The 23,929-nt window shown below is 68.5% G+C and carries 18 protein-coding genes; 6 read left to right on the top strand and 12 right to left on the bottom strand.

The genetic code is table 11. From position 1 onward, the window contains the following. Window positions 1-41: 41 nt before the first annotated feature. On the bottom strand, window positions 42-2,591 hold the full coding sequence (locus ITJ62_RS07410; RefSeq protein ID WP_137241659.1) for an RNA helicase: 2,550 nt from the start codon (window positions 2,589-2,591) through the stop codon (window positions 42-44). Between the two features lie 4 nt (window positions 2,592-2,595). Next, the gene (locus ITJ62_RS07415) at window positions 2,596-3,516 is read right to left on the bottom strand and encodes a heme o synthase (protein ID WP_064296933.1); all 921 of its coding nucleotides are present in this window, start codon (window positions 3,514-3,516) and stop codon (window positions 2,596-2,598) included. A gap of 377 nt (window positions 3,517-3,893) precedes the next feature. Between ITJ62_RS07415 and tkt the strand changes: the two genes are divergently transcribed. Genes tkt through pgl form a run of 6 tightly spaced genes read left to right on the top strand, consistent with a single transcriptional unit; the run spans window position 3,894 to window position 12,043 of the window. After that, window positions 3,894-5,984, top strand: a complete 2,091-nt coding sequence (tkt, locus tag ITJ62_RS07420) for a transketolase (protein WP_194600601.1) — start codon at window positions 3,894-3,896, stop codon at window positions 5,982-5,984. Between the two features lie 24 nt (window positions 5,985-6,008). Beyond that, window positions 6,009-7,118 carry a transaldolase gene (tal, locus tag ITJ62_RS07425; RefSeq protein WP_159878827.1) on the top strand — a complete coding sequence of 370 codons (1,110 nt, stop codon included), beginning with the start codon at window positions 6,009-6,011 and terminating at the stop codon, window positions 7,116-7,118. Then, window positions 7,115-8,728 (top strand): glucose-6-phosphate isomerase, encoded by a 1,614-nt coding sequence (locus ITJ62_RS07430; RefSeq protein ID WP_064296930.1) that lies wholly within the window; start codon window positions 7,115-7,117, stop codon window positions 8,726-8,728. The genes tal and ITJ62_RS07430 overlap by 4 nt, the downstream gene beginning before the upstream one ends. Before the next feature lie 23 nt (window positions 8,729-8,751). After that, complete coding sequence (zwf, locus tag ITJ62_RS07435) at window positions 8,752-10,296, top strand: glucose-6-phosphate dehydrogenase (RefSeq protein WP_064296929.1); 1,545 nt, start codon at window positions 8,752-8,754, stop codon at window positions 10,294-10,296. Further along, window positions 10,293-11,255: a glucose-6-phosphate dehydrogenase assembly protein OpcA gene (locus ITJ62_RS07440; protein WP_079705959.1), complete on the top strand. Its 963-nt coding sequence runs from the start codon at window positions 10,293-10,295 to the stop codon at window positions 11,253-11,255. Before zwf ends, ITJ62_RS07440 begins: the two co-directional genes overlap by 4 nt. Beyond that, window positions 11,255-12,043, top strand: coding sequence for a 6-phosphogluconolactonase (pgl, locus tag ITJ62_RS07445; protein WP_079705958.1), 789 nt, complete (start codon window positions 11,255-11,257; stop codon window positions 12,041-12,043). Before ITJ62_RS07440 ends, pgl begins: the two co-directional genes overlap by 1 nt. An 84-nt stretch (window positions 12,044-12,127) precedes the next feature. Here the strand turns inward: pgl and ITJ62_RS07450 are convergent, their stop codons facing one another. From ITJ62_RS07450 to uvrA, 10 genes are all read right to left on the bottom strand, one after another. Next, window positions 12,128-12,490 (bottom strand): RNA polymerase-binding protein RbpA, encoded by a 363-nt coding sequence (locus tag ITJ62_RS07450; RefSeq protein ID WP_064296926.1) that lies wholly within the window; start codon window positions 12,488-12,490, stop codon window positions 12,128-12,130. Window positions 12,491-12,576: 86 nt separating this feature from the next. Beyond that, the gene (secG, locus tag ITJ62_RS07455) at window positions 12,577-12,825 is read right to left on the bottom strand and encodes a preprotein translocase subunit SecG (protein ID WP_056005661.1); all 249 of its coding nucleotides are present in this window, start codon (window positions 12,823-12,825) and stop codon (window positions 12,577-12,579) included. A gap of 135 nt (window positions 12,826-12,960) precedes the next feature. Then, window positions 12,961-13,764, bottom strand: coding sequence for a triose-phosphate isomerase (gene tpiA, locus ITJ62_RS07460; RefSeq protein ID WP_194600604.1), 804 nt, complete (start codon window positions 13,762-13,764; stop codon window positions 12,961-12,963). Next, the gene (pgk, locus tag ITJ62_RS07465) at window positions 13,752-14,969 is read right to left on the bottom strand and encodes a phosphoglycerate kinase (protein ID WP_079705956.1); all 1,218 of its coding nucleotides are present in this window, start codon (window positions 14,967-14,969) and stop codon (window positions 13,752-13,754) included. Before pgk ends, tpiA begins: the two co-directional genes overlap by 13 nt. Before the next feature lie 136 nt (window positions 14,970-15,105). Then, window positions 15,106-16,113 (bottom strand): type I glyceraldehyde-3-phosphate dehydrogenase, encoded by a 1,008-nt coding sequence (gene gap, locus ITJ62_RS07470; protein ID WP_064296923.1) that lies wholly within the window; start codon window positions 16,111-16,113, stop codon window positions 15,106-15,108. A 124-nt stretch (window positions 16,114-16,237) separates the two neighbouring features. Continuing rightward, on the bottom strand, window positions 16,238-16,864 hold the full coding sequence (locus ITJ62_RS07475) for a superoxide dismutase (protein ID WP_064296922.1): 627 nt from the start codon (window positions 16,862-16,864) through the stop codon (window positions 16,238-16,240). 155 nt (window positions 16,865-17,019) lie between these two features. After that, the gene (gene whiA / locus ITJ62_RS07480) at window positions 17,020-17,997 is read right to left on the bottom strand and encodes a DNA-binding protein WhiA (RefSeq protein ID WP_064296921.1); all 978 of its coding nucleotides are present in this window, start codon (window positions 17,995-17,997) and stop codon (window positions 17,020-17,022) included. Window positions 17,998-18,121: 124 nt separating this feature from the next. Continuing rightward, complete coding sequence (rapZ, locus tag ITJ62_RS07485; RefSeq protein ID WP_064296920.1) at window positions 18,122-19,003, bottom strand: RNase adapter RapZ; 882 nt, start codon at window positions 19,001-19,003, stop codon at window positions 18,122-18,124. 34 nt (window positions 19,004-19,037) lie between these two features. Then, complete coding sequence (uvrC, locus tag ITJ62_RS07490; protein ID WP_370581861.1) at window positions 19,038-20,963, bottom strand: excinuclease ABC subunit UvrC; 1,926 nt, start codon at window positions 20,961-20,963, stop codon at window positions 19,038-19,040. Between the two features lies 1 nt (window position 20,964). Further along, window positions 20,965-23,856: an excinuclease ABC subunit UvrA gene (gene uvrA, locus ITJ62_RS07495; RefSeq protein WP_137241663.1), complete on the bottom strand. Its 2,892-nt coding sequence runs from the start codon at window positions 23,854-23,856 to the stop codon at window positions 20,965-20,967. Window positions 23,857-23,929 lie beyond the last annotated feature (73 nt).

A 23,929-nucleotide genomic window follows, 5' to 3' on the forward strand; every position in this document is an offset into this window, starting at 1 on the left:
GTCAGCGGGCCTGCTGACGGCTCACTGCACCTGCTGACGACTCAGAGCATCCCGACCGCGGTCACGCGGACGACCGCGGTCCCGGTCTCGTCGGAGGCGTCGAGGTCGATGACCGCGCTGATCCCCCAGTCATGGTCGCCGGCCGGATCGGCGAACACCTGACGCACCCGCCAGACGCCGCCCGTGTCGCCGACGGGGCGCTCGTCCTCGTCGTCGACGACGAGCAGCGCCGGGCTCCGTGCTGCAGCACCGGTCGGGAGTTCTCCGTGCTCCTCGAAGTACGGATCCATGGCGTCCGCCCAGGTGTCTGCGTCGAATCCGGCCGACGCGTCGAGCTCGCCGAGCGCGTCGTAGTGCTCCAGCGACGCGAGCTGGACCCGGCGGAAGAGTTCGTTCCGGACGAGGACGGTGAACGCCCGGCGGTTGGCGAGGACGCTCCGTGGCGTGGGCGGGAGTGACCGACTCGCCTCCGCATGGCGTTCGGGGTCCGGGTGGGACAGTTCCTCCCACTCGTCGAGCAGACTCGAATCGACCTGTCGGACGAGTTCGCCGAGCCACTCGATGAGGTCCTGGAGCTCCTCGTCCTTGAACTCGTCCGGCACGCTCTGCCGGATCGCCCGGAAGGCGTCGGAGAGGTACCGCAGGACGAGTCCCTCGGACCTCGAGAGACTGTAGAACGAGACGAACTCGCTGAAGTTCAGTGCGCGCTCGATGAAGTCGCGGACGACCGCCTTCGGGCGGAGCTCGAGGTCGAGTGCCCACGGCTGCGCGGCGGTGTAGCTCGTGAACGCCGCCTCGAGGAGTTCCGCCAGCGGTCTCGGATGGGTGACCGCCTCGAGGAGCTCCATGCGCTGGTCGTACTCGATCCCCTCGGCCTTCATCGCCTGCACGGCCTCGCCCCTGGCGAGGTGCTGCTGGGCCATGACGATCTGGCGCGGATCGTCGAGCGTCGACTCGACGACCGAGATGACGTCGAGGGCGAAGCCGGGCTCCGCGGGGTCCAAGAGCTCGAACGCGGCGAGGGCGAAGGGCGACAGCGGAGCGTTGAGCGCGAAGTTCGGCTGTAGCTCGACCGTGAGGCCGATGACGACCTCACCCGTCTCGGGGTCGATCGTCTGGGTGATGACGCCTGCCGTGCGGAGGGTGCGGTAGATCTCGAGCGCGCGCCTGGCCAGGGCGAAGCGTCTCGCCCGAGGCTCGTGGTTGTCGAAGACGAGGGAGCGGATGGTGCCGAAGCTGTCACCGCCGCGTGCGATGACGCTGAGCATCATCGCGTGGGTGAGCTGCATGTGGCTGGTCAGCGTTTCAGGCTCGGCCGCGACGAGGCGCTGGAAGCTCGGCTCCCCCCAGGACACGAACCCCTCCGGCGCCTTCTTCCGGATGATCTTGCGGCGCTTCTTCGGGTCGTCGCCGGCCTTCTCGATGAGCTTGAGGTTCTCGGTCTCGTGCTCGGGAGCCTGGACGACGACGGTGCCCGCGGTGTCGTAGCCGGCCCGACCCGCACGACCGGCGATCTGGTGGAACTCCCGGGCGTTCACCTGGCGCATCTTCGTGCCGTCGTACTTCGTGAGCGCCGTGAACAGGACCGTGCGGATCGGGACGTTGATCCCGACGCCGAGGGTGTCCGTCCCGCAGATGACGCGGAGGAGACCACGTTGGGCCAGCTGCTCCACGAGGCGTCGGTACTTCGGCAGCATGCCGGCGTGGTGCACGCCGATCCCGCTGCGGACGAGCCGGGACAGCGTCGTGCCGAACGCGGTGCTGAACCGGAAGTCGCCGATGGCGTCGGCGATCTCGTCGCGTTGCTCGCGGGTGACGACCTTGAGGCTGGTCAACGCCTGGGCCCGCTCGAGCGCCGCCGCCTGCGCGAAGTGGACGATGTAGATCGGAGCCTGTCCCGTGTGGAGGAGGTCTTCCACGGTCTCGTGGATCGGTGTGGTCGCGTAGGAGAAGTGGAGCGGGACCGGTCGTTCGACACCGGTCACGATGGCGGTCTCGCGGCCGGTCCGGCGTTCGAGGTCGCGCGCGAGGTCGCCGACGTCGCCGAGGGTCGCGGACATGAGGATGAACTGCGTGTCCGGGAGGGTGAGGAGCGGCACCTGCCACGCCCACCCGCGGTCGGGGTCGGCGTAGAAGTGGAACTCGTCCATCACGACCTGGTCGATGCCGGCGTCCTCGCCGTGCCGGAGCGCCAGGTTGGCGACGATCTCCGCGGTGCAGCAGACGATCGGCGCGTCGGCGTTCACCGAGGAGTCCCCGGTGACCATCCCGACGTTCTCCGCGCCGAACATCTCGACGAGTGCGAAGAACTTCTCGCTGACGAGCGCCTTGATCGGGGCCGTGTAGTAGCTGCGGCGACCGGAGCTCAGCGCCGCGAAGTGTGCGCCGGCGGCGACGAGGCTCTTGCCAGTTCCCGTCGGGGTGGAGAGGATGACGTTGGCGCCGTCGACGATGCCGATGAGCGCCTCCTCCTGCGCCGGGTACAGGCTGAGTCCGCCGGCCTCGGCCCAGGAGACGAACCGGTCGAAGACGATGTCGGGGCTCTCCCCCGTCGCAGCTATCAGCCGGCCGCGTTCCGCTGCGTCAGCCACCGGGTCAGAACGGGAGCAACGGGTCGATGCCGACGGCGAGGAACAGGAGGGTCAGGTAGGTGATCGACCCGTGGAAGACGCGCATCGGCGAGACGTGCTCGTGGCGGATCGCGAGGTTGTAGAGGCGGTGGGTCTCGTAGACGAACCAGCCGCCGGACAGGAGGGCGACGGCGCTGTACAGCAGCCCCATGTCGGCCACCGGTATGAGCAGGAGCGAGCAGACGACCGTCGCCCACGCGTACAGGATGACCTGGAGGCCGACCTGCGCGCGACCGCGGACGACGGCGAGCATCGGCACGCCGACGGCCTGGTAGTCACTGCGGTACTTCATGGACAGCGGCCAGTAGTGGGGCGGCGTCCAGAGGAACACGACCGCGAAGAGGATGATCGGTGCCCACGAGAGCGAACCGGTGACGGCGGCCCAGCCGATGACGACGGGGAAGCAGCCCGCGATGCCACCCCAGATGATGTTCTGCTGGGTGCGTCGCTTCAGCCACAGCGTGTACACGAAGACGTAGAAGAGGATCGCGCCGACGGACAGCGCGGCGGCGAGCCAGTTGGTGGTGGCGAGGAGCCAGACCGTCGAGACGACACCGAGCGTCCACGCGAACACGAGTGCCTCGCGCGGCGTGAGCTCGCCGGTGACGAGAGGGCGCTTCTTCGTGCGATCCATGACCGCGTCGATGTCGCGGTCGATGTAGCAGTTGAACGCCGCCGCGGAGCCGGCGCTCAACGACCCGCCGATGACGGTCGCGATGACGAGCCACCAGTCGGGCAGACCGCCCTTCGCGAGGATCATGACGGGGATCGTCGTCACGAGCAGCAGTTCCATGACCCGCGGCTTGGTGAGGGCGATGTACGCCTTCGCCTTGCGTCGGAAACCGAGCTTGGGGCTCGACACACGTTCTGCTACAGCGACGTCCATTGCTCCTCTAACGTTCGGTTCACCACGCACTGCTCGCCCGGTGCGCGGTCCGCAGACGATTCTACGACACGCGCGGGCGGCTCCCTACTCACGGTGCGCAGGCGCACGGTCTCTCATCGGGTGACGCCTGTCTTGCAAGCTCTGCGACGATCCGTGACGTCGCGTGTTCGCGCTCGTCGAACATCGACCCTCGGCTGCAGGGGTTCGCTATGCTGGGAAGTGCTCGCCAGCCACTGTGCACGCGTGCGCCCCCCTTCACCCAGTTCGAAGAGCGGTGTCGTGTGCTCGGACGCCGAAGACGACGTGGGCCGCGAACGCACAGAAGAAGGCTCGACCGCTCGTCGGCCTCCTGTTCCGATGAGAAGGGTCAGTATTCAGTGGCAGATCTGCAGTGGGAAAGCATTGACAGCAAAGCAGTCGACACGGCGCGCATCCTCGCCGCCGACGCGGTGGAGAAGGTCGGCAACGGCCACCCGGGAACGGCGATGAGTCTCGCCCCCGCCGCCTACCTGCTGTTCCAGAAGGTCATGCGACGCGATCCGAAGGACCAGGACTGGCTCGGACGCGACCGCTTCGTCCTGTCGGTCGGGCACAGCTCGCTGACCCAGTACGTCCAGCTCTACCTGGGCGGTTATGGTCTGGAACTCTCCGACCTCGAGGCGCTCCGCACCTGGGGCTCGCTCACGCCGGGTCACCCGGAGTACGGCCACACCGACGGCGTCGAGATCACCACCGGTCCCCTCGGCCAGGGGCTCGCCTCCGCCGTGGGCTTCGCGTACGCGTCCCGCTTCGAGCGTGGCCTGTTCGACCCCGAGGCCGAGGCCGGCACGAGCCCGTTCGACCACTTCGTCTACGTCGTCGCCGGTGACGGCGACCTGCAGGAAGGCGTCACGAGCGAGGCCTCCTCGCTCGCCGGTCACCAGCAGCTCGGCAACCTCATCGCGATCTACGACTCCAACCAGATCTCGATCGAGGACGACACTAACATCGCCTTCACCGAGGACGTCAAGGCCCGCTACGAGGCCTACCACTGGCACGTCCAGGTCGTCGACTGGAAGAAGACGGGCGAGTACGTCGAGGACGTCCACGCGCTCAACGACGCGATCGAGGCCGCGAAGGCAGAGACCGACAAGCCGTCGCTCATCATCCTCAAGACCATCATCGGTTGGCCGGCTCCCAAGAAGCAGAACTCCGGCAAGATCCACGGTTCGGCGCTGGGCGCCGAGGAGCTCGCGGCCGTCAAGGAGGTGCTCGGCTTCGACCCCGAGCAGAACTTCTTCGTCGCCGACGAGGTCATCGAGCACACCCGCAAGGCGATCGACCGCGGCGCCGAGGCACGCGCCGAGTGGCAGCAGACGTTCGACGCCTGGGCCGCGGCCAACCCGGAGCGCGCTGCGCTGCTCGAGCGTCTCGAGGCCGGCGAACTCCCCGAGGGTGTCGAGTCGGCGCTGCCCGTGTTCGAGGCCGGCAAGGACGTCTCGACCCGCGCCGCATCCGGCAAGGTGCTCAACGCCCTCGGCCCGGTCATCCCGGAGCTCTGGGGCGGTTCGGCCGACCTCGCCGAGTCGAACAACACGACGATCGAGGGCGGTGCGTCGTTCATCCCGAGCGAGCACTCCACCCACGAGTGGACCGGTAACCCCTACGGTCGCGTCCTGCACTTCGGCATCCGCGAGCACGCCATGGCCGCGATCCTCAACGGCATCGTCCTGCACGGCCCGACCCGCGCGTTCGGTGGCACCTTCCTCATCTTCAGCGACTACATGCGTCCGGCCGTCCGTCTCGCCGCGCTCATGAACGTGCCGTCCATCTTCGTGTGGACCCACGACTCCGTCGCCCTCGGTGAGGACGGCCCCACGCACCAGCCGATCGAGCAGCTCGCCTCGCTCCGTGCCATCCCGAACCTCGCCGTCGTGCGACCGGGTGACGCGAACGAGGTGGCCTACGCCTGGCTCGAGATCCTCAAGCGTCGCGGCGGCCCGACCGGTATCGCGCTGACCCGTCAGAACATCCCGGTGTTCGAGCGCGGCACGGGCGACGCCACCGGCGAGACCTTCGCTGCAGCGTCGAACGTCGCCAAGGGTGCGTACATCCTCGCCGAGGCGCCCGGCGGCACGCCGGACGTCATCCTCATCGCGACGGGATCCGAGCTCCAGCTCGCCGTCGAGGCCCGCGAGGTCCTGCGCGGCGAGGGCGTCAACGCCCGCGTCGTCTCGGTGCCCGCACTCGAGTGGTTCGAGGAGCAGTCCGCCGAGTACCGCGAGTCCGTCCTCCCGAAGGCCGTCACCGCACGCGTCTCCGTCGAGGCGGGTCTCGGCCTGACCTGGAAGAGCATCGTCGGCGACGCCGGCCGGACCGTGTCGATCGAGCACTTCGGTGCGTCCGCCGACTACAAGACGCTGTTCCGTGAGTTCGGCATCACCACGGAGGCAGTCGTCTCCGCAGCACACGAGACGCTCGGCAAGTAGCCCGGGCGAAGGAGACAGAAGAACATGACTGAAACCCCAACCGCCCAGCTGTCCGCCGCCGGCGTCAGCATCTGGCTCGACGACCTTTCCCGCGGACGCATCCAGTCCGGTGGGCTGGAGCAGCTCATCGCCGACCGCAACGTCGTCGGTGTCACGACGAACCCGACGATCTTCGCGTCCGCGCTCAGCAACGGCGACGTCTACGCCGAGCAGGTCGCCCAGCTCGCCGCCGAAGGCAAGGACGTCACCGAGGCGGTCTTCGAGATCACCACCGACGACGTGGCCGCGGCATCGAAGATCTTCCGTGGCGTCTACGACTCCTCCAACGGGTACGACGGCCGCGTGTCGATCGAGGTCGAGCCGGGCTTCGCGCACGACGCAGCCTCGACGATCGACCAGGCCAAGCAGCTCTGGGCCAAGGTCAACCAGCCCAACGCGATGATCAAGATCCCCGCGACGGTCGAAGGCCTCGAGGCCATCACCGCGGTCATCGGCGCCGGCATCAGCGTCAACGTCACGTTGATCTTCAGCCTCACCCGCTACCGCGAGGTCATCAACGCGTTCCTCACCGGTCTCGAGCAGGCCAAGGCCGCGGGCCACGACCTCTCGACGATCCACTCGGTCGCCTCGTTCTTCGTGTCGCGGGTCGACACCGAGATCGACAAGCGTCTCGACGCGATCGGCAGCCCCGAGGCGACCGCGCTGAAGAGCAAGGCCGGCGTCGCGAACGCCCAGCTCGCCTACCAGGTCTTCGAGCAGGAGTTCGCGAGCGAGCGTGCCACCGCGCTCCTCGAGGCCGGCGCCAACAAGCAGCGTCCGCTCTGGGCCTCGACGGGCGTCAAGTCCGCCGACCTCCCCGACACGCTCTACGTGACCGAGCTCGTCGCCGACGGCGTGGTCAACACCATGCCGGAGAAGACCCTCGAGGCGACCTTCGACCACGGCGTCATCACCGGCGACACCGTCACCGGCTCCTACGCGGCTGCGAACGAGGTCCTCGACGCCATCGCCGCACTCGGCGTGTCCTACGACGAGGTGACGGCGCTGCTCGAGCGTGAGGGCGTCGAGAAGTTCATCGTGTCCTGGGACGAGCTGCTCGAGACCGTGAAGACGGCTCTGGAGGCCTCCAAGTGAGCTTCAAGATCCGCGTGAGCGGCGCGGCGGAAGCCGCTGTCGCATCGGTGGTCCCCACGCTCGTCAGCGACCTCGTCGCGTCGCGCATCACGGACCAGGACCCCACGCTGTGGGGTCCTGCGGCCGAGGCCGAGGCGTCCAAGCGCCTCGGCTGGGTCCAGGCGGTCTCCATCTCCCGCCCGCTGGTCGAGCCGATCCTCGCGCTCCGTGAGCAGTTCAACGACGAGGGCATCGACCACATCGTGCTCGCGGGCATGGGCGGCTCCTCGCTCGCACCCGAGGTCATCACGAACACGCTGGGCGGCAACCTCACCGTCCTCGACTCGACCGCTCCCGGTCAGGTCCTCGCGGCCCTGGCGGACCGGCTCGAGACCTCGGTGCTCGTCGTCTCCTCGAAGTCCGGCTCCACGGTCGAGACCGACAGCCAGCGCCGCGCCTACGAGGCCGCGTTCACGGCTGCGGGGATCGACCCCGCCGGTCGCATCGTCATCGTCACCGACCCGGGCTCCCCGCTCGAGGCGGCGGCGAACGAGGCCGGCTACCGGGTCTTCAACGCCGACCCCAACGTCGGCGGTCGCTACAGTGCGCTCACCGCCTTCGGTCTCGTGCCGTCCGGCCTCGCCGGTGTCGACATCGGCGCCCTGCTCGACGAGGCCGACGCGGTGCTCGGGGAACTCGCGATCGACGACGCGTCGAACCCGGGACTCATCCTGGGTGCGGCGATCGGCGGCACCGTTCCGCTGCGCGACAAGGTCGGTCTCATCACTGACGGGACGCACATCGTCGGATTCCCGGACTGGGCCGAACAGCTCATCGCCGAATCGACCGGTAAGTCCGGTCGCGGCCTGCTGCCCGTCGTGCTCAACCCGCTCGCTCCCGAGCTCGAGTCGAAGCCGGCCGACCTCCAGATCGTCCGCATCGTCGACGACGCCCACGAGTTCCACCTGCTGCGCCACGACCGCCACGAGGGCGAGATCCTCGTCAGCGGCAGCCTCGGCGCGATGATGCTGGTGTGGGAGTACGCGACCGTCGTCGCCGGGCGCCTCATCGGCATCGACCCGTTCGACCAGCCGGACGTCGAGTCCGCGAAGGTCGCCACCCGTGGTCTGCTCGACAACCGTCCGGAGCCTGAGGCACCCGCCTTCGTCGCCGACGGTGTCGAGGTCCGCGGCTCGGCCGGTCTGCTCGACGGCGTGACCACCCTGTCCGGCGCCGTCGAGGCACTGCTCGCGCAGCTCCCCTCCGACGGCTACGTCGCGATCCAGGGCTACGTCGACCGTCTCGCCTCCCCGCAGCTCGAGAGCATCCGCGACCTCGTCGCGGCGAAGGCGGCACGACCCACGACCTTCGGGTGGGGTCCGCGCTTCCTGCACTCGACGGGTCAGTACCACAAGGGCGGCCCCGCGAACGGCGTGTTCCTGCAGATCACCGAGACGGCCCCCGTCGACCTGGAGATCCCCGAGCGCCCGTTCACCTTCGGCCAGCTCATCGAGGCCCAGGCAGGCGGCGACGCCCGCGTCCTCGCCGAGCACGGTCGTCCGGTCCTCACGCTGACCCTCACGTCGCCGGACCAGAACATCGTCACCCTCTTCGACGCCGTCAACGACTAGCGCGTCACTGCACAAGGAGCTTCATGTCCCCGGTGGAAATCACCCCGGAGTCCAACCCGCTGCGGGTGGACACCGACCGACGCCTCAATCGGATCGCCGGTCCGAGCGGCCTCATCATCTTCGGCGTGACAGGCGACCTGTCCCGCAAGAAGCTGATGCCGGCCGTGTACGACCTGGCGAACCGGGGCCTCCTGCCCCCTGGCTTCTCTCTCGTCGGGTTCGCCCGACGGGACTGGGAGGACCAGGACTTCATGGAGGTCGTCCACGAATCCGTCAAGCAGTACGCCCGGACCGAGTTCCGCGAGGACGTCTGGAACCAGCTCGCCCAGGGCATCCGGTTCGTCCCCGGTGAATTCGGTGACGACGCGGCGTTCGAGAAGCTGAAAGAGACCATCGAGGAGCTCGATGCGGATCGCGGGACGATGGGCAACCACGCGTTCTACCTCTCGATCCCACCGAAGGCGTTCCCGCAGGTCACCGAGCAGCTCCGTCGCTCGGGACTCGCGGAACCCGCTGACGGTCAGTGGCGCCGGGTGGTCATCGAGAAGCCGTTCGGCAGCGACCTCAAGACGGCTCGCGAGCTGAACGACATCGTGCAGTCGGTCTTCCCGTCGGACTCGATCTTCCGGATCGACCACTACCTCGGCAAGGAGACCGTCCAGAACATCCTGGCGCTCCGGTTCGCGAACCAGCTGTACGAGCCCATCTGGAACGCCAATTACGTCGACCACGTGCAGATCACCATGGCCGAGGACATCGGCGTCGGCGGTCGTGCCGGGTACTACGACGGCATCGGAGCGGCGCGCGACGTCATCCAGAACCACCTGCTGCAGCTCCTCGCCCTCACGGCGATGGAGGAACCGATCTCCTTCAACGCCGCAGACCTGCGCGCGGAGAAGGAGAAGGTCCTAGCGGCCGTCCGCCTCCCCGACGACCTCGGGGCCGCGACGGCCCGTGGGCAGTACGCCGGTGGTTGGCAGGGCGGCGAGCACGTGCTGGGCTTCCTCGACGAGGACGGGATGAACCCGGAGTCGACGACCGAGACCTACGCGGCCATGCGGCTCGACATCAACACGCGTCGGTGGGCCGGCGTGCCGTTCTACCTGCGTGCCGGGAAGCGCCTCGGACGCCGCGTCACCGAGATCGCGGTCGTCTTCAAGCGTGCTCCGCAGTACCTGTTCGCGGAGAGCCAGACCTCGGCGCTCGGACAGAACGCCTTGGTCATCCGGGTCCAGCCCGACGAGGGTGTCACCATCCGCTTCGGTTCGAAGGTCCCGGGTGCCGGCACCCAGGTCCGCGACGTCACGATGGACTTCGGTTACGGCCACGCCTTCACCGAGGCGAGCCCCGAGGCGTACGAACGTCTCATCCTCGACGTCCTGCTGGGCGACCCGCCCCTCTTCCCCCGTCACGAGGAGGTCGAGCTCTCCTGGAAGATCCTCGACCCGATCGAGGAGTACTGGGCCGCTCAGGACACGCCGCTCGAGCAGTACGCTCCCGGCACCTGGGGCCCGTCCTCGGCCGACGACCTCATGAACCGCGACGGACGCACCTGGAGACGACCATGATCGTAGACCTGCCAGACACGACCACGAGCAAGCTCTCGAAGGCGCTCGTGACCATCCGCGAGGACGGCGGCGCCGTCGCCCTGGGTCGCGTGCTCACCTTGGTGATCTCGACGCGGCTCGGAGCCGAGGAGGAGGCCATCGAGGCCGCCAACGAGGCCTCCCGCGAGCACCCCATGCGGGTCATCGTCCTCTCCACGGAGCACGACGACCAGCACTCCTCCATCGGAGACCGGCTCGATGCCCAGATCCGCGTCGGCGGCGACGCCGGAGCGAGCGAGGTGGTCATTCTGCGCGCTTACGGTGCGGTCGCCGAGAACGAGGAGAGCCTCGTGACCGGTCTGCTCCTGCCCGACGCGCCCGTGGTCGCCTGGTGGCCGGGAGAGGCACCGGAACGCGTCTCGACGTCACCGATCGGCCGCATCGCCCAGCGTCGCATCACCGACGCGTCCGCGGCGGCGGACACCCACGCCGCCCTCCGCGGTCGCGCGGCGAACTACGCCCCCGGAGATACGGACTTCGCGTGGACCAGGCTCACGCTCTGGCGTGCACAGCTCGCGGCGGTGCTCGACCAGCCGCCGTACGAGCCCGTCACGGCGATCGAGGTGTCCGGGGCATCGGACTCCCCGTCGACCGAGCTGCTCGCCGCCTGGCTCCAGCTGCAGTTGCAGGTCGACGTGACCCACGAGCTCAGCATGGCGCACGGGTCGAGCGGCATCCACGGTGTCCGCCTCACGCGGGCGTCCGGCAACGTCGTCCTCGAGCGTCCCGTTCCCGACATCGCGACGCTGATCCAGCCCGGACAGCCGACGCACGACCTCTCGCTCCCCCGTCGTAGTCTGCGCGACTGCCTCGCCGAGGAGCTGCGCACACTCGACCCGGACGTCCTGTACGGACAGGTCATCACCGTGGGCCTCCCCGGCCTCGGCGAGCCGGTCACGCTCCGCGCTCGGACCAGCTGATGCCGACAGAGCGACGCGTCCTCGTCTACCAGGACCGCGACCAACTGACGACTTCGGTCGCCAAGCGGTTCCTCTCCCGAACCCGCGAACTGCTCGAGTCGCAGGAGACGGTCCACGTCGTCCTGACCGGCGGTACCGTCGGGACGGGGACGCTCGCCGCCGTGGCCGCGTCGAAGGACCGCGACCGGGTGGACTGGTCCCGGGTGCACCTCTGGTGGGGGGACGAGCGCTGGGTCGCTCGGGACGACGCCGATCGGAACGAGTTGCAGGCACGCGAGGCATTGCTGGAGACCCTGCTAGCGCTTCCGGAGCGTGGTCTCGTCGCCGAACACGTGCACGGATACCCGGCGCCGGAGGACGGCATCGACCTTGACGCCGCCGCGGTGCGCTACGCGGACGAGCTCCGTCGGTTCGCGCGGCCCGGCGAGGACCACCCGCGGTTCGACATCACGTTCCTGGGTGTCGGTCCCGACGGTCACGTCGCATCGCTCTTCCCGGAGCGGGCCGAGGTCTCGGTCACCGACACCTCGGTGGTCCCGGTGCGGAACTCCCCCAAGCCGCCGTCGGAACGACTCAGCCTGACGCGGCCGGCCATCAACTCCTCCGTGCGGGTCTGGCTCGTCCTCGCCGGCACCGATAAGGCGTCGGCACTCGGCCTCGCCCTCGCGGGTGCCAGCTACAACGAGGTCCCCGCCGCCGGGGCCAAGGGACGCAAACGGACGGTGTTCTTCGTCGACCAGGATGCTGCCGCCGAGGTTCCGGATTCGTTGATCCTGCCGGAGTACTAGCGGAGGCCGGCCGCCGAGCCGGTGCCAGCATGCAGAAAGGCCGTTCCCCGAGGGGAACGGCCTTTTCGCATGTGGTGCTGCCGGCTACTTCGCTGCCGTACCGCGTCGTGCACGGAGCTGCTGGAGTGCTTCTTCGAGCAGCTGCTCGGCCTCTTCCTCCGTGCGCCGTTCCTTCACGTAAGCGAGGTGGGTCTTGTACGGCTCGAGCTTCGCGACCTCCGGCGGGTTCGCCTTGTCGCGACCGGCCGGCAGACCGGACGTGGGGCAGTCGATCGTCTCCGGGATCTCCTCGTCGGGGACGTTCGCCGCGAAGTGGCGGACCGTCTCGTTGCCGAGGGCGTCCCAGTAGGAGATGGCGATGCGGTCCGCGTGGTAGCCGTGGTCCTGCTCGCCCATGGGACCGGCGCCGACGCGTGATCCCCTGATAGCGCTTCCGCCTGATGCCATGGTGTTTCCTCTTTCTCGTACTGTCGAGAGTGGTTCGGGTGTGGTGCGTCGAGTTGCGTCCCCGGGATCGGGGCTTCGCGGCCGGTCTAGGCGGCGGCGAACTTCGTCAGGAGCCCGATCACGACGATGCAGGCACCCCAGGTCAGGCCGAGGATGACGGTGAAGCGGTTGAGGTTGCGCTCGGCGACCCCTGACGAACCGAGGTTGCTGGAGGAGCCGCCACCGAACATGTCGGACAGGCCGCCGCCGCGGCCCTTGTGCAGCAGGATCAGGAAGGTGAGCAGGAGGCTGGTGATGCCGAGCAGCACCTGCAGGATGACCTGGAGAATCTCCACGTGAGACCTTTCGCATTCGCGTTCAGAGGGGCTGAACCGCCGTCCAGTATACCTCGACGGTTCAGCGGACACGGCTCGGCCCGCGGCTGGCGCCGCGGGCCGAGCCGTGTCGGTGCTGCTGGTGCAGCAGGTCGGTCAGAGCCCGACGTGCTGCGAGAAGCGGGCGATCCCGGCGAACTCCTCGGCGAGCAGGCTCGCGCCACCGACGAGGGCACCGTCGACGTCGGGTTCGCGCATGAAACCGGCGATGTTCGAGGCTTTCACCGAGCCGCCGTAGAGGATCCGCGTACGCTGCGCCGCCTCGTCGCCGAGGACCTCGGCGAGCGTGCTGCGGAGAGCGGCTGCGACCTGCTGCGCCTGGTCGGGCGTCGCCGCCTGACCGGAACCGATGGCCCACACCGGCTCATAGGCCACGACGATGTCCGCGTCCGGGGCGAGCCCGTCGATGGCAGCCTTGAGCTGTGCCACGGGCACTGCCGACGGGCCGTGTTCCTCGAGGTCTTCGGCGGTCTCGCCGATGCAGATGACGGGGACGAGGCCGTGTCGTACGGCTGCGGCCGTCTTCGCCTGGACGACCTCGTCGGTCTCGTTGTGCAGGGTCCGGCGCTCGGAGTGTCCGACGAGCACGTAGCGGCAGTCGAGCTTCGCGAGGAATGCTCCGGAGATCTCACCGGTGTAGGCGCCAGAGTCGTGCTGCGACAGGTCCTGCGCGCCGTAGGCCAGCTTGAGCTTGTCGGCGGCGACGATCGTCTGGACCGATCGGAGATCCGTGAACGGCGGGAAGATGGCCACCTCGGCGTCGGCGTAGTCGTGCTTGCCGTCCTTGAGCGTCCAATCGAGCTTCTGGACGAGGGCGATCGCCTGGAGGTGGTCCAGGTTGAGCTTCCAGTTGCCGGCGATCAGGGGCACACGCGTGCGCCCGGGGGTTACTGCTGCCATCCGAGGACCTCCAGTCCAGGCAGACGCTTGCCCTCGAGGAACTCGAGGCTGGCGCCGCCACCAGTTGAGATGTGACCGAACTGGTCATCATCGAAGCCGAGCGCACGAACCGCTGCGGCCGAGTCACCGCCACCGACGACGCTCAGGCCGTCCGTGCGGGTGAGTGCTTCAGCGACCGCGCGCGTACCGGCGGCGAAGGGCGCGAGTTCGAACACACCCATCGGGCCGTTCCAGAACACCGTCTTGGACGCGGCCACGATCTCGGCGAACGCTGCAGCCGTGTCCGGTCCGATGTCGAGTCCGAGTCCGGAGGCACCGAACGGGGTGTCCTCGATGGCGTCGGCCGGGCGCACGACGTGCTCGGCGTCGGCACCGAACGCCGAGGCGACGACGACGTCGGTCGGCAGGACGATGGTCACGCCGAGCTCGTCGGCCTTCGCGAGGTACCCGCGGACGGTCTCGATCTGGTCCGCTTCGAGCAGGCTCGAACCGACGGCGTGCCCCTGGGCGGCGAGGAAGGTGAACAGCATGCCACCGCCGATGAGCAGCGAGTCGACGCGCGGCAGCAGGTGGCCGATGACGCCCAGCTTGTCGGAGACCTTCGAGCCGCCGAGGACGACCGTGTAGGGGCGCTCCGGGGTCTCGGTGAGACGGTCGAGGACCTCGAGCTCGGCGGCGATGAGCAGCCCGGCAGCGCTCGGGAGCAGCTTCGCGAGCTCGTACACGCTCGCCTGCTTCCGGTGGACGACACCGAAGCCGTCGGAGACGACGACGTCGCCGAAGGCGGCGAGCTTGGCGGCGAACGCCTCGCGTTCGCCGGCGTCCTTGCTGGTCTCGGCCGAGTTGAAGCGCAGGTTCTCGAGCAGCACGACGTCGCCGTCGGTCTGTGCGGCGACGGCGTCGGTCGCGGCGCTGCCGACGGTGTCGGCGGCGAAGGTCACGGGCTTGCCGAGGAGTTCGGACAGCCGCTGCGCGACGGGCGCAAGGCTGTACTTCGCGTCGGGTGTGCCGTCGGGGCGGCCGAGGTGCGAGACGATGACGACACGCGCACCCTGGTTGATGAGCGCGTTGAGGGTGGGGAGTGCCGCGCGGATGCGGCCGTCGTCGGTGATGACGCCGTCCTTGAGCGGAACATTGAGGTCGAGGCGGACGACGGCTCTGCGACCGCTGAGGTCGCCCAGCGAGTCGAGGGTGCGGAGGGTCATGAGGAGGGTCTTTCTCTGCGCTGAGCCACGACCACCGACGAAGCCAAACGGGCGCCCTGAAGATGATTCAGGACGCCCGTTCGGACCATGCGGTGTCTGGCTGCTCGGGTGAGGAGTGCGGCAGACAGCCGGTTGGTTAGAGGCGGTCCGCGACGTACTCGGTGAGGTCGACGAGGCGGTTCGAGTAGCCCCACTCGTTGTCGTACCACGAGGCGACCTTGACCTGCGAGCCGATGACCTTGGTGAGCCCGGCGTCGAAGATCGAGGAGTGCGGGTCGGTCACGATGTCGCTCGAGACGATCGGGTCCTCGGTGTACTTCAGGATGCCCTTGAGGGGGCCCTCGGCGGCAGCCTTGTACGCGGCGTTGATCTCCTCGACCGTGGCCGGGTTGGTCAGCTCGACCGTGAGGTCGGTGATCGAACCGGTCGGGACCGGGACGCGCAGGGCGTAGCCGTCGAGCTTGCCGACGAGCTCCGGGATGACCAGGCCGAGTGCCTTGGCTGCACCGGTGGAGGTCGGGATGATGTTGACGGCGGCGGCGCGGGCGCGACGGAGGTCGCTGTGCGGGCCGTCCTGCAGGTTCTGGTCGGCGGTGTAGGCGTGGACCGTGGTCATGAGGCCACGCTCGATGCCGAAGTTGTCGAGCAGGACCTTGGCGAGCGGCGCGAGGCAGTTCGTCGTGCAGGACGCGTTCGAGATGATGTCGTGCGTCGCGGCGTCGTAGGTGCCCTCGTTGACGCCGAGGACGATCGTGGCGACGTCGCTGCCCGTGGCGGGAGCGGACACGAGGACCTTCTTGGCGCCGGCGGTGATGTGCTTGCGGGCGTCGTCGGACTTCGTGAAGCGACCGGTCGACTCGATGACGATGTCGACGCCGAGCTCGCCCCAGGGGAGGTCGGCGGGGTCGCGCTCCGCGAGCACGATGATGGGCTTGCCGTTGACGATGATCTTGTCGCCGTCGAGCTCGACCGTCGCGTCCAGACGACCCGTGATGGAGTCGTACTTCAGGAGGTGGGCGAGCGCCTTGTTGTCGGTGAGGTCGTTGACAGCGACGATCTCGAGGTCGCTGCCCTTGGCGAGGGCGGCGCGGAAGAAGTTGCGGCCGATGCGGCCGAAGCCGTTGATGCCGATCTTGACGGACACAGATGACTCCTGATACTGAGGCGCCAGACGGCGCGATTGTACGGTCTGCTCGGAGTGAGCGCCCTCCCCGAGTGAGGAGGAAGGTGGTCCGTCCCGGCCCGTGGGACCGGGACGGACCGGTCAACTACGACAGTACCAGCAGGCCGTTGGTCTGCTTGCGCGCGACCTCGAAGCGTGCCTGGACGTCGGCCCAGTTGACGATGTTCCAGAACGCCTTGACGTAGTCGGCGCGGACGTTCTTGTAGTCGAGGTAGTAGGCGTGCTCCCAGACGTCGAGCAGCAGCAGCGGGACGGTGCCGGCCGGGAAGTTGCCCTGCTGGTCGAAGAACTGCTGGATGTTGATGCGCTGACCGAGGGTGTCCCAGGTGAGCGCGGCCCATCCGGATCCCTGCACGCCGAGCGCGGCGGCGGTGAAGTGCGCCTGGAACTTGTCGAAGCTGCCGAAGTACTCGTCGACGGCCGACTCGAGCTCACCGGTCGGCTTGTCGCCGCCGTCCGGGGAGAGGTTGTTCCACCAGATGGTGTGGTTGACGTGACCGCCGAGGTTGAACGCGAGGTCCTTCTCGAGCTTGTTGACGTTCGTGAAGTCGTTGGCGTCGCGGGCCTCAGCGAGCTTCTCGAGGGCCGTGTTCGCGCCGGCCACGTAGGTGGCGTGGTGCTTGTCGTGGTGGAGCTCGGTGATGGTCGCACTGATGTGCGGCTCGAGCGCACTGTAGTCGTACGGCAATTCGGGCAGTGAGTAAACAGCCATTCTTCGTGATCTCCTCGTGTTGTCCCGTGCGCTGTCTGCACACGGCTCTGAGCGTCATCACCCAGTCTAGTGAGCGGCAACCGTCGGGAGTCGGGGCTTGTTCCCAGCATGACGAACCGCGACGATGGCGGGTCGGCGAGGATTCACGAGCTGTTTCAGTCCTCGTAATCCGCCGGGAGGTTGGCGTCGGTGCCCGGGATGCCGAGATCGCTCGCGTGCTTGTCCGCCATGGCGAGCAGGCGCCGGATACGGCCGGCGATGGCGTCCTTCGTCATCGGAGGGTCGGCGAAGTGGCCCAGTTCGTCGAGGCTGGCCTCACGGTGGTCGAGGCGCAGGGCACCGGCGTACTGCAGGTGGTCGGGCACCTCGTCGCCCAGGATCTCGAGGGCGCGCTCGACGCGCGCGCAGGCCGCGACGGCCGCCTGGGCGGAGCGGCGCAGGTTGGCGTCGTCGAAGTTGACGAGGCGGTTCGCGGTCGCCCGGACCTCCTTGCGCTGCCGCATCTCCTCCCAGGAGGTGACGGTGCCGGTGGCACCCATGAGCGACAGCATGCCGCTGATCGCGTCGCCCTCGCGGATGACGACACGATGGATGCCGCGGACCTCGCGCGCCTTCGCGGAGACACCGATGCGGCCGGCGGCACCGACGAGCGCCATCGCGGACTCGTTGCCGGGGCACACGACGTCCAGTGACGCCGATCGGCCGGGGTCGGTGAGGGACCCGGTGGCGAGGAACGCCCCCCGCCAGACGGCGGCGAGTTCGTCGCGCGACCCGGTGGTCAGCCGGTTCGGCAGCCCGCGGACCGCACGCCGACGGGCGTCGAGGAGTCCGGTCTGCCGGGCGAGGGTCTCGCCGCCCTCGATGACGCGCACCACGAACAGGCTCGGCTTGCCCGAGCTGCCTGGGTTCTGCACCAGGATCTCGCTGCGGATCCCGTAGAGCTCGCCGATGTCGCGCCGCACCCGCTGCGCGAGGGTCGGACTGTCGAGTTCGGCTTCGATCGCCACGCGTCCGGAGATCGTGTGGAGTCCGCCGGAGAAGCGGAGCAGGGACGCGAGTTCGGCCGCTCGGACCGAGTTGCGGGTCTCGCGGACGAGCGCCAGTTCGTTCTTGACGTCGGCGGTGAGGGCCACGGTGGTTCCTATCTGTCGTGATCGCGCCGTCGGAGTGCGGCGTCGATCCTGCATGTTCGCGATCCGGAGGCGTGGTGCCTCGGACCGTTCGGGCTCCGCCGCGGCTGCGTCGGGCCCGTGGGCGTCATTCGCGCCCGAGGTCTCGGTGCCGGACGTGCACGGCGACGCCGGACTGGTTCCGCAGCCGGTCGGCGAGTTCGAGGGCGACCGCGACCGAGCGGTGCTTGCCCCCCGTGCAGCCGACGGCGATGGTGACGTGACGCTTGTTCTCACGCTGGTACCCGGCGAGGACGGGTTCGAGGGCGTGGGCGTAGCTCTCGAGGAACTCGGCGGCTCCGGTCTGCGAGAGCACGTACTCACTGACCTCGGGGTCCTGACCGCTCAACGCACGCAGCTCCGGAACCCAGAACGGGTTCGGGAGGAACCGCATGTCGGCGACGAGGTCCGCATCAGGCGGCAGGCCGTACTTGAACCCGAAGCTCAGCACGGTGACCTGGACACCCGGTGTCTCCGCGCCGGCGAAGAGCTCACGTGTGGTCGTGGCGAGCTGGTGGATGTTGAGGTCGCTCGTGTCGATGATGACGTCGCTCGACTCACGGATCTCGCTCAGTCGGTGACGCTCCGCCACGATGCCGTCGAGGATCGTTCCCTCGCCCTGCAGCGGGTGTGGCCTGCGGACGGCTTCGAACCGGCGGACGAGCGCCGCGTCGGTCGCCTCCAGGAAGATCATGCGGAGGTGCGTCCCGCCCCGGAGCGCCGGCACGATCTCCTGCAGCTCGCTGAAGAAGTCGCGGCCGCGGACGTCGACCACCGCGGCGATCCGCGGCAGACGTGATCCGGCGCGCTCGGCGAGGTCGACGAGGGGGCGGAGCATCTGCGGGGGCAGGTTGTCGACGACGTACCAGCCGAGATCCTCGAGCGCGTTCGCGACGGTGGAGCGTCCGGCGCCGGACATCCCCGTGACGATGAGGACTTCCTGCTGGTGCTGCGGCTGGCCCGGGGTCATCGACACGCTTTCCTCGAAGGTCTGAAGTCCCAGCCTACCCATTCCGCGAGGCCTGCGAGGGCTGTGCGGAGCCGGAGGTCAACGCCTCGTGCACCGTGGCCGCCAGTTTGTCGCCGATGCCCTTGACCTCGGTGATCTCGGCCGGCGTCGCGGTCTTCAAGCGGGCGACGGATCCGAAGTGCTTGAGCAACTCACGGACCTTCGCCGGACCGAGCCCCGGGATCTCGCCGAGGACGGTCGAGATGTCGCGCTTCCGCTTTTGGCGCTGGAAGCTGATGGCGAACCGGTGCGCCTCGTCGCGGACCCGCTGGAGGAGGAACAGCGCTTCGCTCCCCCGCGGCAGGATCACCGGATACGGGTCGTCGGGCAGCCAGATCTCCTCCAGTCGCTTCGCCAGTCCGCACAGCGTGATCCCGGTCAGGCCGGACTCCTCCAGTGCACGCGCGGCGGCGGCGACCTGCGGTTGCCCGCCGTCGACGATGAGGAGCTGCGGCGGATAGGTGAACTTCCGGCGCTTGCGCTCCCCCGTGGTCTCGTCGACCGTCTCGACGGGCTCGGACGACGTGAGGTGTGCGAGTCGCCGGGAGACGACCTGGTAGATCGAGTCGGTGTCGTCGGTGGACTCGGCGACGCCGAAGCGACGGTACTCGTCCTTGCGGGACAGCCCGTCCTCGAAGACCACCATCGACGCGACGATGTTGGTACCGCTCAGGTGCGACACGTCGAAGCACTCGATCCGCAGCGGCGCCTCGGGCATCCCGAGCGCATCGCGGATGTCCTCGAGCGCCTGCGTCCGGGCGACGAAGTCGGAGCTGCGCCGGGTCTTGTAGAGCATGAGCGCCTGCTTGGCGTTGACGACCGCGGTCTCCATGAGCGTCGCCTTCTCGCCGCGCTGGGCGACGCGGAGGGCGACCTTCGAGCCGCGGCGTTCGGCCAGCCAGTCCTCGAGGCTCTCGGCGTCGTCCGGCAGTTCCGGGACGAGCACCTCTCGCGGGACCTCGGTCCCGCTCGCGGCGGCGTACACCCGTTGGACGACGCTGTCGACGAGCTCGGCGGTCGACATGTCGAGCTCCTTGTCGACGGTCCACGACCGCACACCGCGGATGCGGCCGCCACGGACGATGAACTGCTGCACCGACGCGGCGAGCTCGTCGTGGTCGATGCCGAACAGGTCGGCGTCCACGGCGTCGCGCAGGACGACCGCGCTCTTCGCGAGCACCTGGTCGAGCGCCTGGAGCTGATCCCGGTAGACGGCCGCGGACTCGTAGTCCTGGCGGGCCGCGGCGGCCTTCATGTCGGCGGTGATGCGCGTCGTGAACCGGCGGTCGTTGCCGACCATGAACGAGACGAAGTCGTCGACGATCACGCGGTGTTCCTCGATGGTGACCTTGCCGGAGCACGGGCCGCCGCACCGCCCGATCTGCCCGGGGAAACAGGGCTTCCCCGAGGCCATGGCCCGCTTGTACGCCGAGTCGGAGCAGGTGCGGATCGGGAAGACCTTGATCATGAGGTCGACCGTGTCGTGGACGGCCCAGATCTTCGGGTACGGGCCGAAGTACTTGGCCCCCGGGATCCGGGTGTTCCGGGTGACCATGACGCGCGGTGCCTCGTCACCGAGGGTGACCGCGAGGTACGGGTACGACTTGTCGTCGCGGAACTTGACGTTGAACGGCGGGTCGTACTCCTTGATCCACGTGTACTCGAGCTGCAGCGCCTCGACGTCGCTGCCGACCGTCGTCCAGGTGACCCCGGTCGCGGTCGTCACCATGCGGCGTGTACGCTCGTGCAGCGTGTGCAGGGGCGCGAAGTAGTTGCTGAGCCTCGCGCGGAGGTTCATCGCCTTGCCGACGTAGAGCACCCGGCCCGAGTCGTCGCTGAAGCGGTACACGCCGGGCATGGTGGGGATCTCCCCCGCCTTCGGCCGGTACGCCAGACCACTTCCGCCGCGGACGGCCGCCACGTCAGCCCGCCTTGCGGCTGCCGCCGGCCTCTGCCTCGAACAGTTCGTTCAGGAAGAAGCCCGTGTGGCTGCCGGGGACCGTCGCGAGGTGCTCGGGTGTTCCCGTGGCGAGGACCGTCCCGCCACCGGCTCCACCCTCGGGGCCCATGTCGATGAGCCAGTCGGCGGACTTGATGACGTCGAGGTTGTGCTCGATCACGATGACCGTGTTGCCCTTGTCGACGAGCCCGCCGAGGACGAGCAGCAGCTTCCGGACGTCTTCGAAGTGCAGACCCGTGGTCGGCTCGTCGAGGACGTAGACACTGCGCCCGTTGCTCCGCCGCTGCAACTCCGTCGCGAGCTTGACGCGCTGGGCCTCGCCGCCGGACAGCGTCGTGGCGCTCTGGCCGAGACGGACGTAGCCCAGGCCGACCTCGACGAGCGTCTTCAGGAACCGGTGGATCGAGGAGATCGGCTCGAAGAAGTCGGCAGCCTCGGCGATCGGCATGTCGAGGACCTCGGCGATGTTCTTGCCCTTGTAGTGGATGGTCAGGGTGTCGCGGTTGTACCGCGCTCCCCCGCACACCTCGCAGGCGACGTAGACGTCGGGCAGGAAGTTCATCTCGATCTTGATCGTGCCGTCGCCCGAGCAGGCCTCACAGCGGCCGCCCTTGACGTTGAAGCTGAACCGCCCGGCGAGGTAGCCGCGGACCTTGGCCTCCTGCGTCTCCGCGAAGAGGTTGCGGATCTTGTCGAAGACGCCGGTGTACGTGGCGGGGTTCGAGCGAGGGGTGCGGCCGATGGGCGCCTGGTCGACGTGGACCACCTTGTCGAGGTGCTCCAGACCCGTGACCCTGGTGTGCTTGCCGGGCAGCTTGCGCGCGCCGTTCAGCTTGTTCGCCAGGACCCGGTACAGGACGTCGTTGACGAGCGAGGACTTCCCGGAGCCGCTCACGCCGGTGACGGCGGTGAGGACTCCGAGCGGGAAGTCCGCGCTGACCTTCTTCAGGTTGTTGGCCTGCGCTCCGATCACCTGGATCTGACGCTTCGTGTCGATCGGACGACGCTTCGCCGGGATCTCGATGGCCTTGCGGCCGGAGAGGTAGTCGCCGGTGAGGGACTCGGTGTTGGCCTCGAGCGCCTCGTACGACCCGGAGTGCACGACGCGGCCGCCGTTGACGCCCGCGCCGGGACCGATGTCGACGATCCAGTCGGCGGTGCGGATGGTGTCCTCGTCGTGTTCGACGACGATCAGCGTGTTGCCGAGGTCGCGTAGGGCCACGAGGGTCTCGATGAGGCGGCGGTTGTCGCGCTGGTGCAGGCCGATGCTCGGTTCGTCGAGGACGTAGAGCACGCCGGTGAGTCCCGAGCCGATCTGCGTCGCGAGGCGGATGCGCTGCGCCTCGCCGCCCGAGAGGGAGCCGGCGGTCCGGGCCAGATCGAGGTAGTTGAGTCCGACCTGGATGAGGAAGTCGAGTCGGACCTTGATCTCGCGCAGCACCTGCGCGGCGATGTGGGCCTCGCGGTCGCTCAGCTCGAGGCGGTCCATGAACGCACGGGCGTCGGAGAGGCTCAGCTCGGCGACCTCGGCGATGTTGTGGTCGTGGATCAGGACGGAGAGGACCTCCGGCTTCAGGCGACGACCGCCGCAGACCTGGCACGGGACTTCGCGCAGGTACTCCGACCAGCGCACGCGCTGGCTGTCGGTGTCGGCCTGGAGGTACTGACGCTCGATGTACGGGATGACACCCTCGAAGCCCGAGGAGTAGCTCATCTCGCGGCCGAAGCGGTTCTTCCACTTGACCTTCACCTTGAAGTTGTCGCCGCGGAGCACCGCCTCCTGGACTTTGGAAGGCAGGTCGCGCCAGGGGGTGTCGAGCGAGAAGTCGAGGTCGCGGGCCAGCCCGTCGAGCAGTTTCTCGTAGTACTGGTAGAGCCCCTTGCCCTGGGTGGTCCACGGGACGATGACGCCCTCGTTGATGCTGAGTTCCTCGTCGCCGAGGAGCAGCTCCGCGTCGACCGACATGCGCGTGCCGAGGCCCGAGCACTCCGGGCAGGCACCGAACGGTGCGTTGAACGAGAACGTCCGCGGCTCGATCTCGGTCAGCTGCAACGGGTGGTTGTTCGGGCAGGAGAGCTTCTCGGAGAAGGTGCGCCAGGCGTCGTCGCCCTCCTCGTCGACGAAGTTGATCGTCACGAGGCCGTCGGTGAGCTGCAGTGCCGTCTCGAGGGAGTCGGTCAGGCGACCGAGGATCTCGGGCCCGGCGACGAGGCGGTCGACGACGACCGCGATGTCGTGCTTGACCTGCTTCTTGAGGGTCGGCGGTTCCGCGAGCTGGATCGCCTCGCCGTCGACGATGGCGCGCGCGAAGCCCTTGGCCGAGAGCTCCTTGAAGAGGTCGACGAACTCGCCCTTCTTCTGGCTCACGACGGGGGCGACGATCTGGTAGCGGCGTCGCTCCTCGAGCTCCATCAGCTGGTCGGCGATCTGCTGCACCGTCTGGCGCTGGATGACCTCGCCGCAGACCGGGCAGTGCGGGACGCCGATGCGCGCCCAGAGCAGCCGCATGTAGTCGTAGACCTCGGTGATCGTCCCGACGGTCGACCGGGGGTTGCGGTTCGTGGACTTCTGGTCGATCGAGACCGCGGGGCTCAGGCCCTCGATGAAGTCGACGTCCGGGCGGTCGACCTGGCCGAGGAACTGGCGGGCGTACGCCGAGAGCGACTCGACGTAGCGTCGCTGGCCCTCGGCGAAGATCGTGTCGAAGGCGAGTGAGGACTTTCCCGAGCCCGAGAGACCCGTGAAGACGACGAGCGAGTCGCGAGGGATCTCGAGGTCGACGTTCTGAAGATTGTGGACGCGGGCACCGCGGACGCTGAGCGTGGAGTGGTGATCTACCTTGGCAATTGACACCCTTCGAGTCTACGCAGCACCACCGACACCGGACTCCCGAGCGGTGTCTGTGGTACTGCGCTCTCAGCGAAGC

This window comes from Plantibacter sp. VKM Ac-2876 (genome assembly GCF_015350715.1).
Classification (GTDB): domain Bacteria; phylum Actinomycetota; class Actinomycetes; order Actinomycetales; family Microbacteriaceae; genus Plantibacter; species Plantibacter auratus.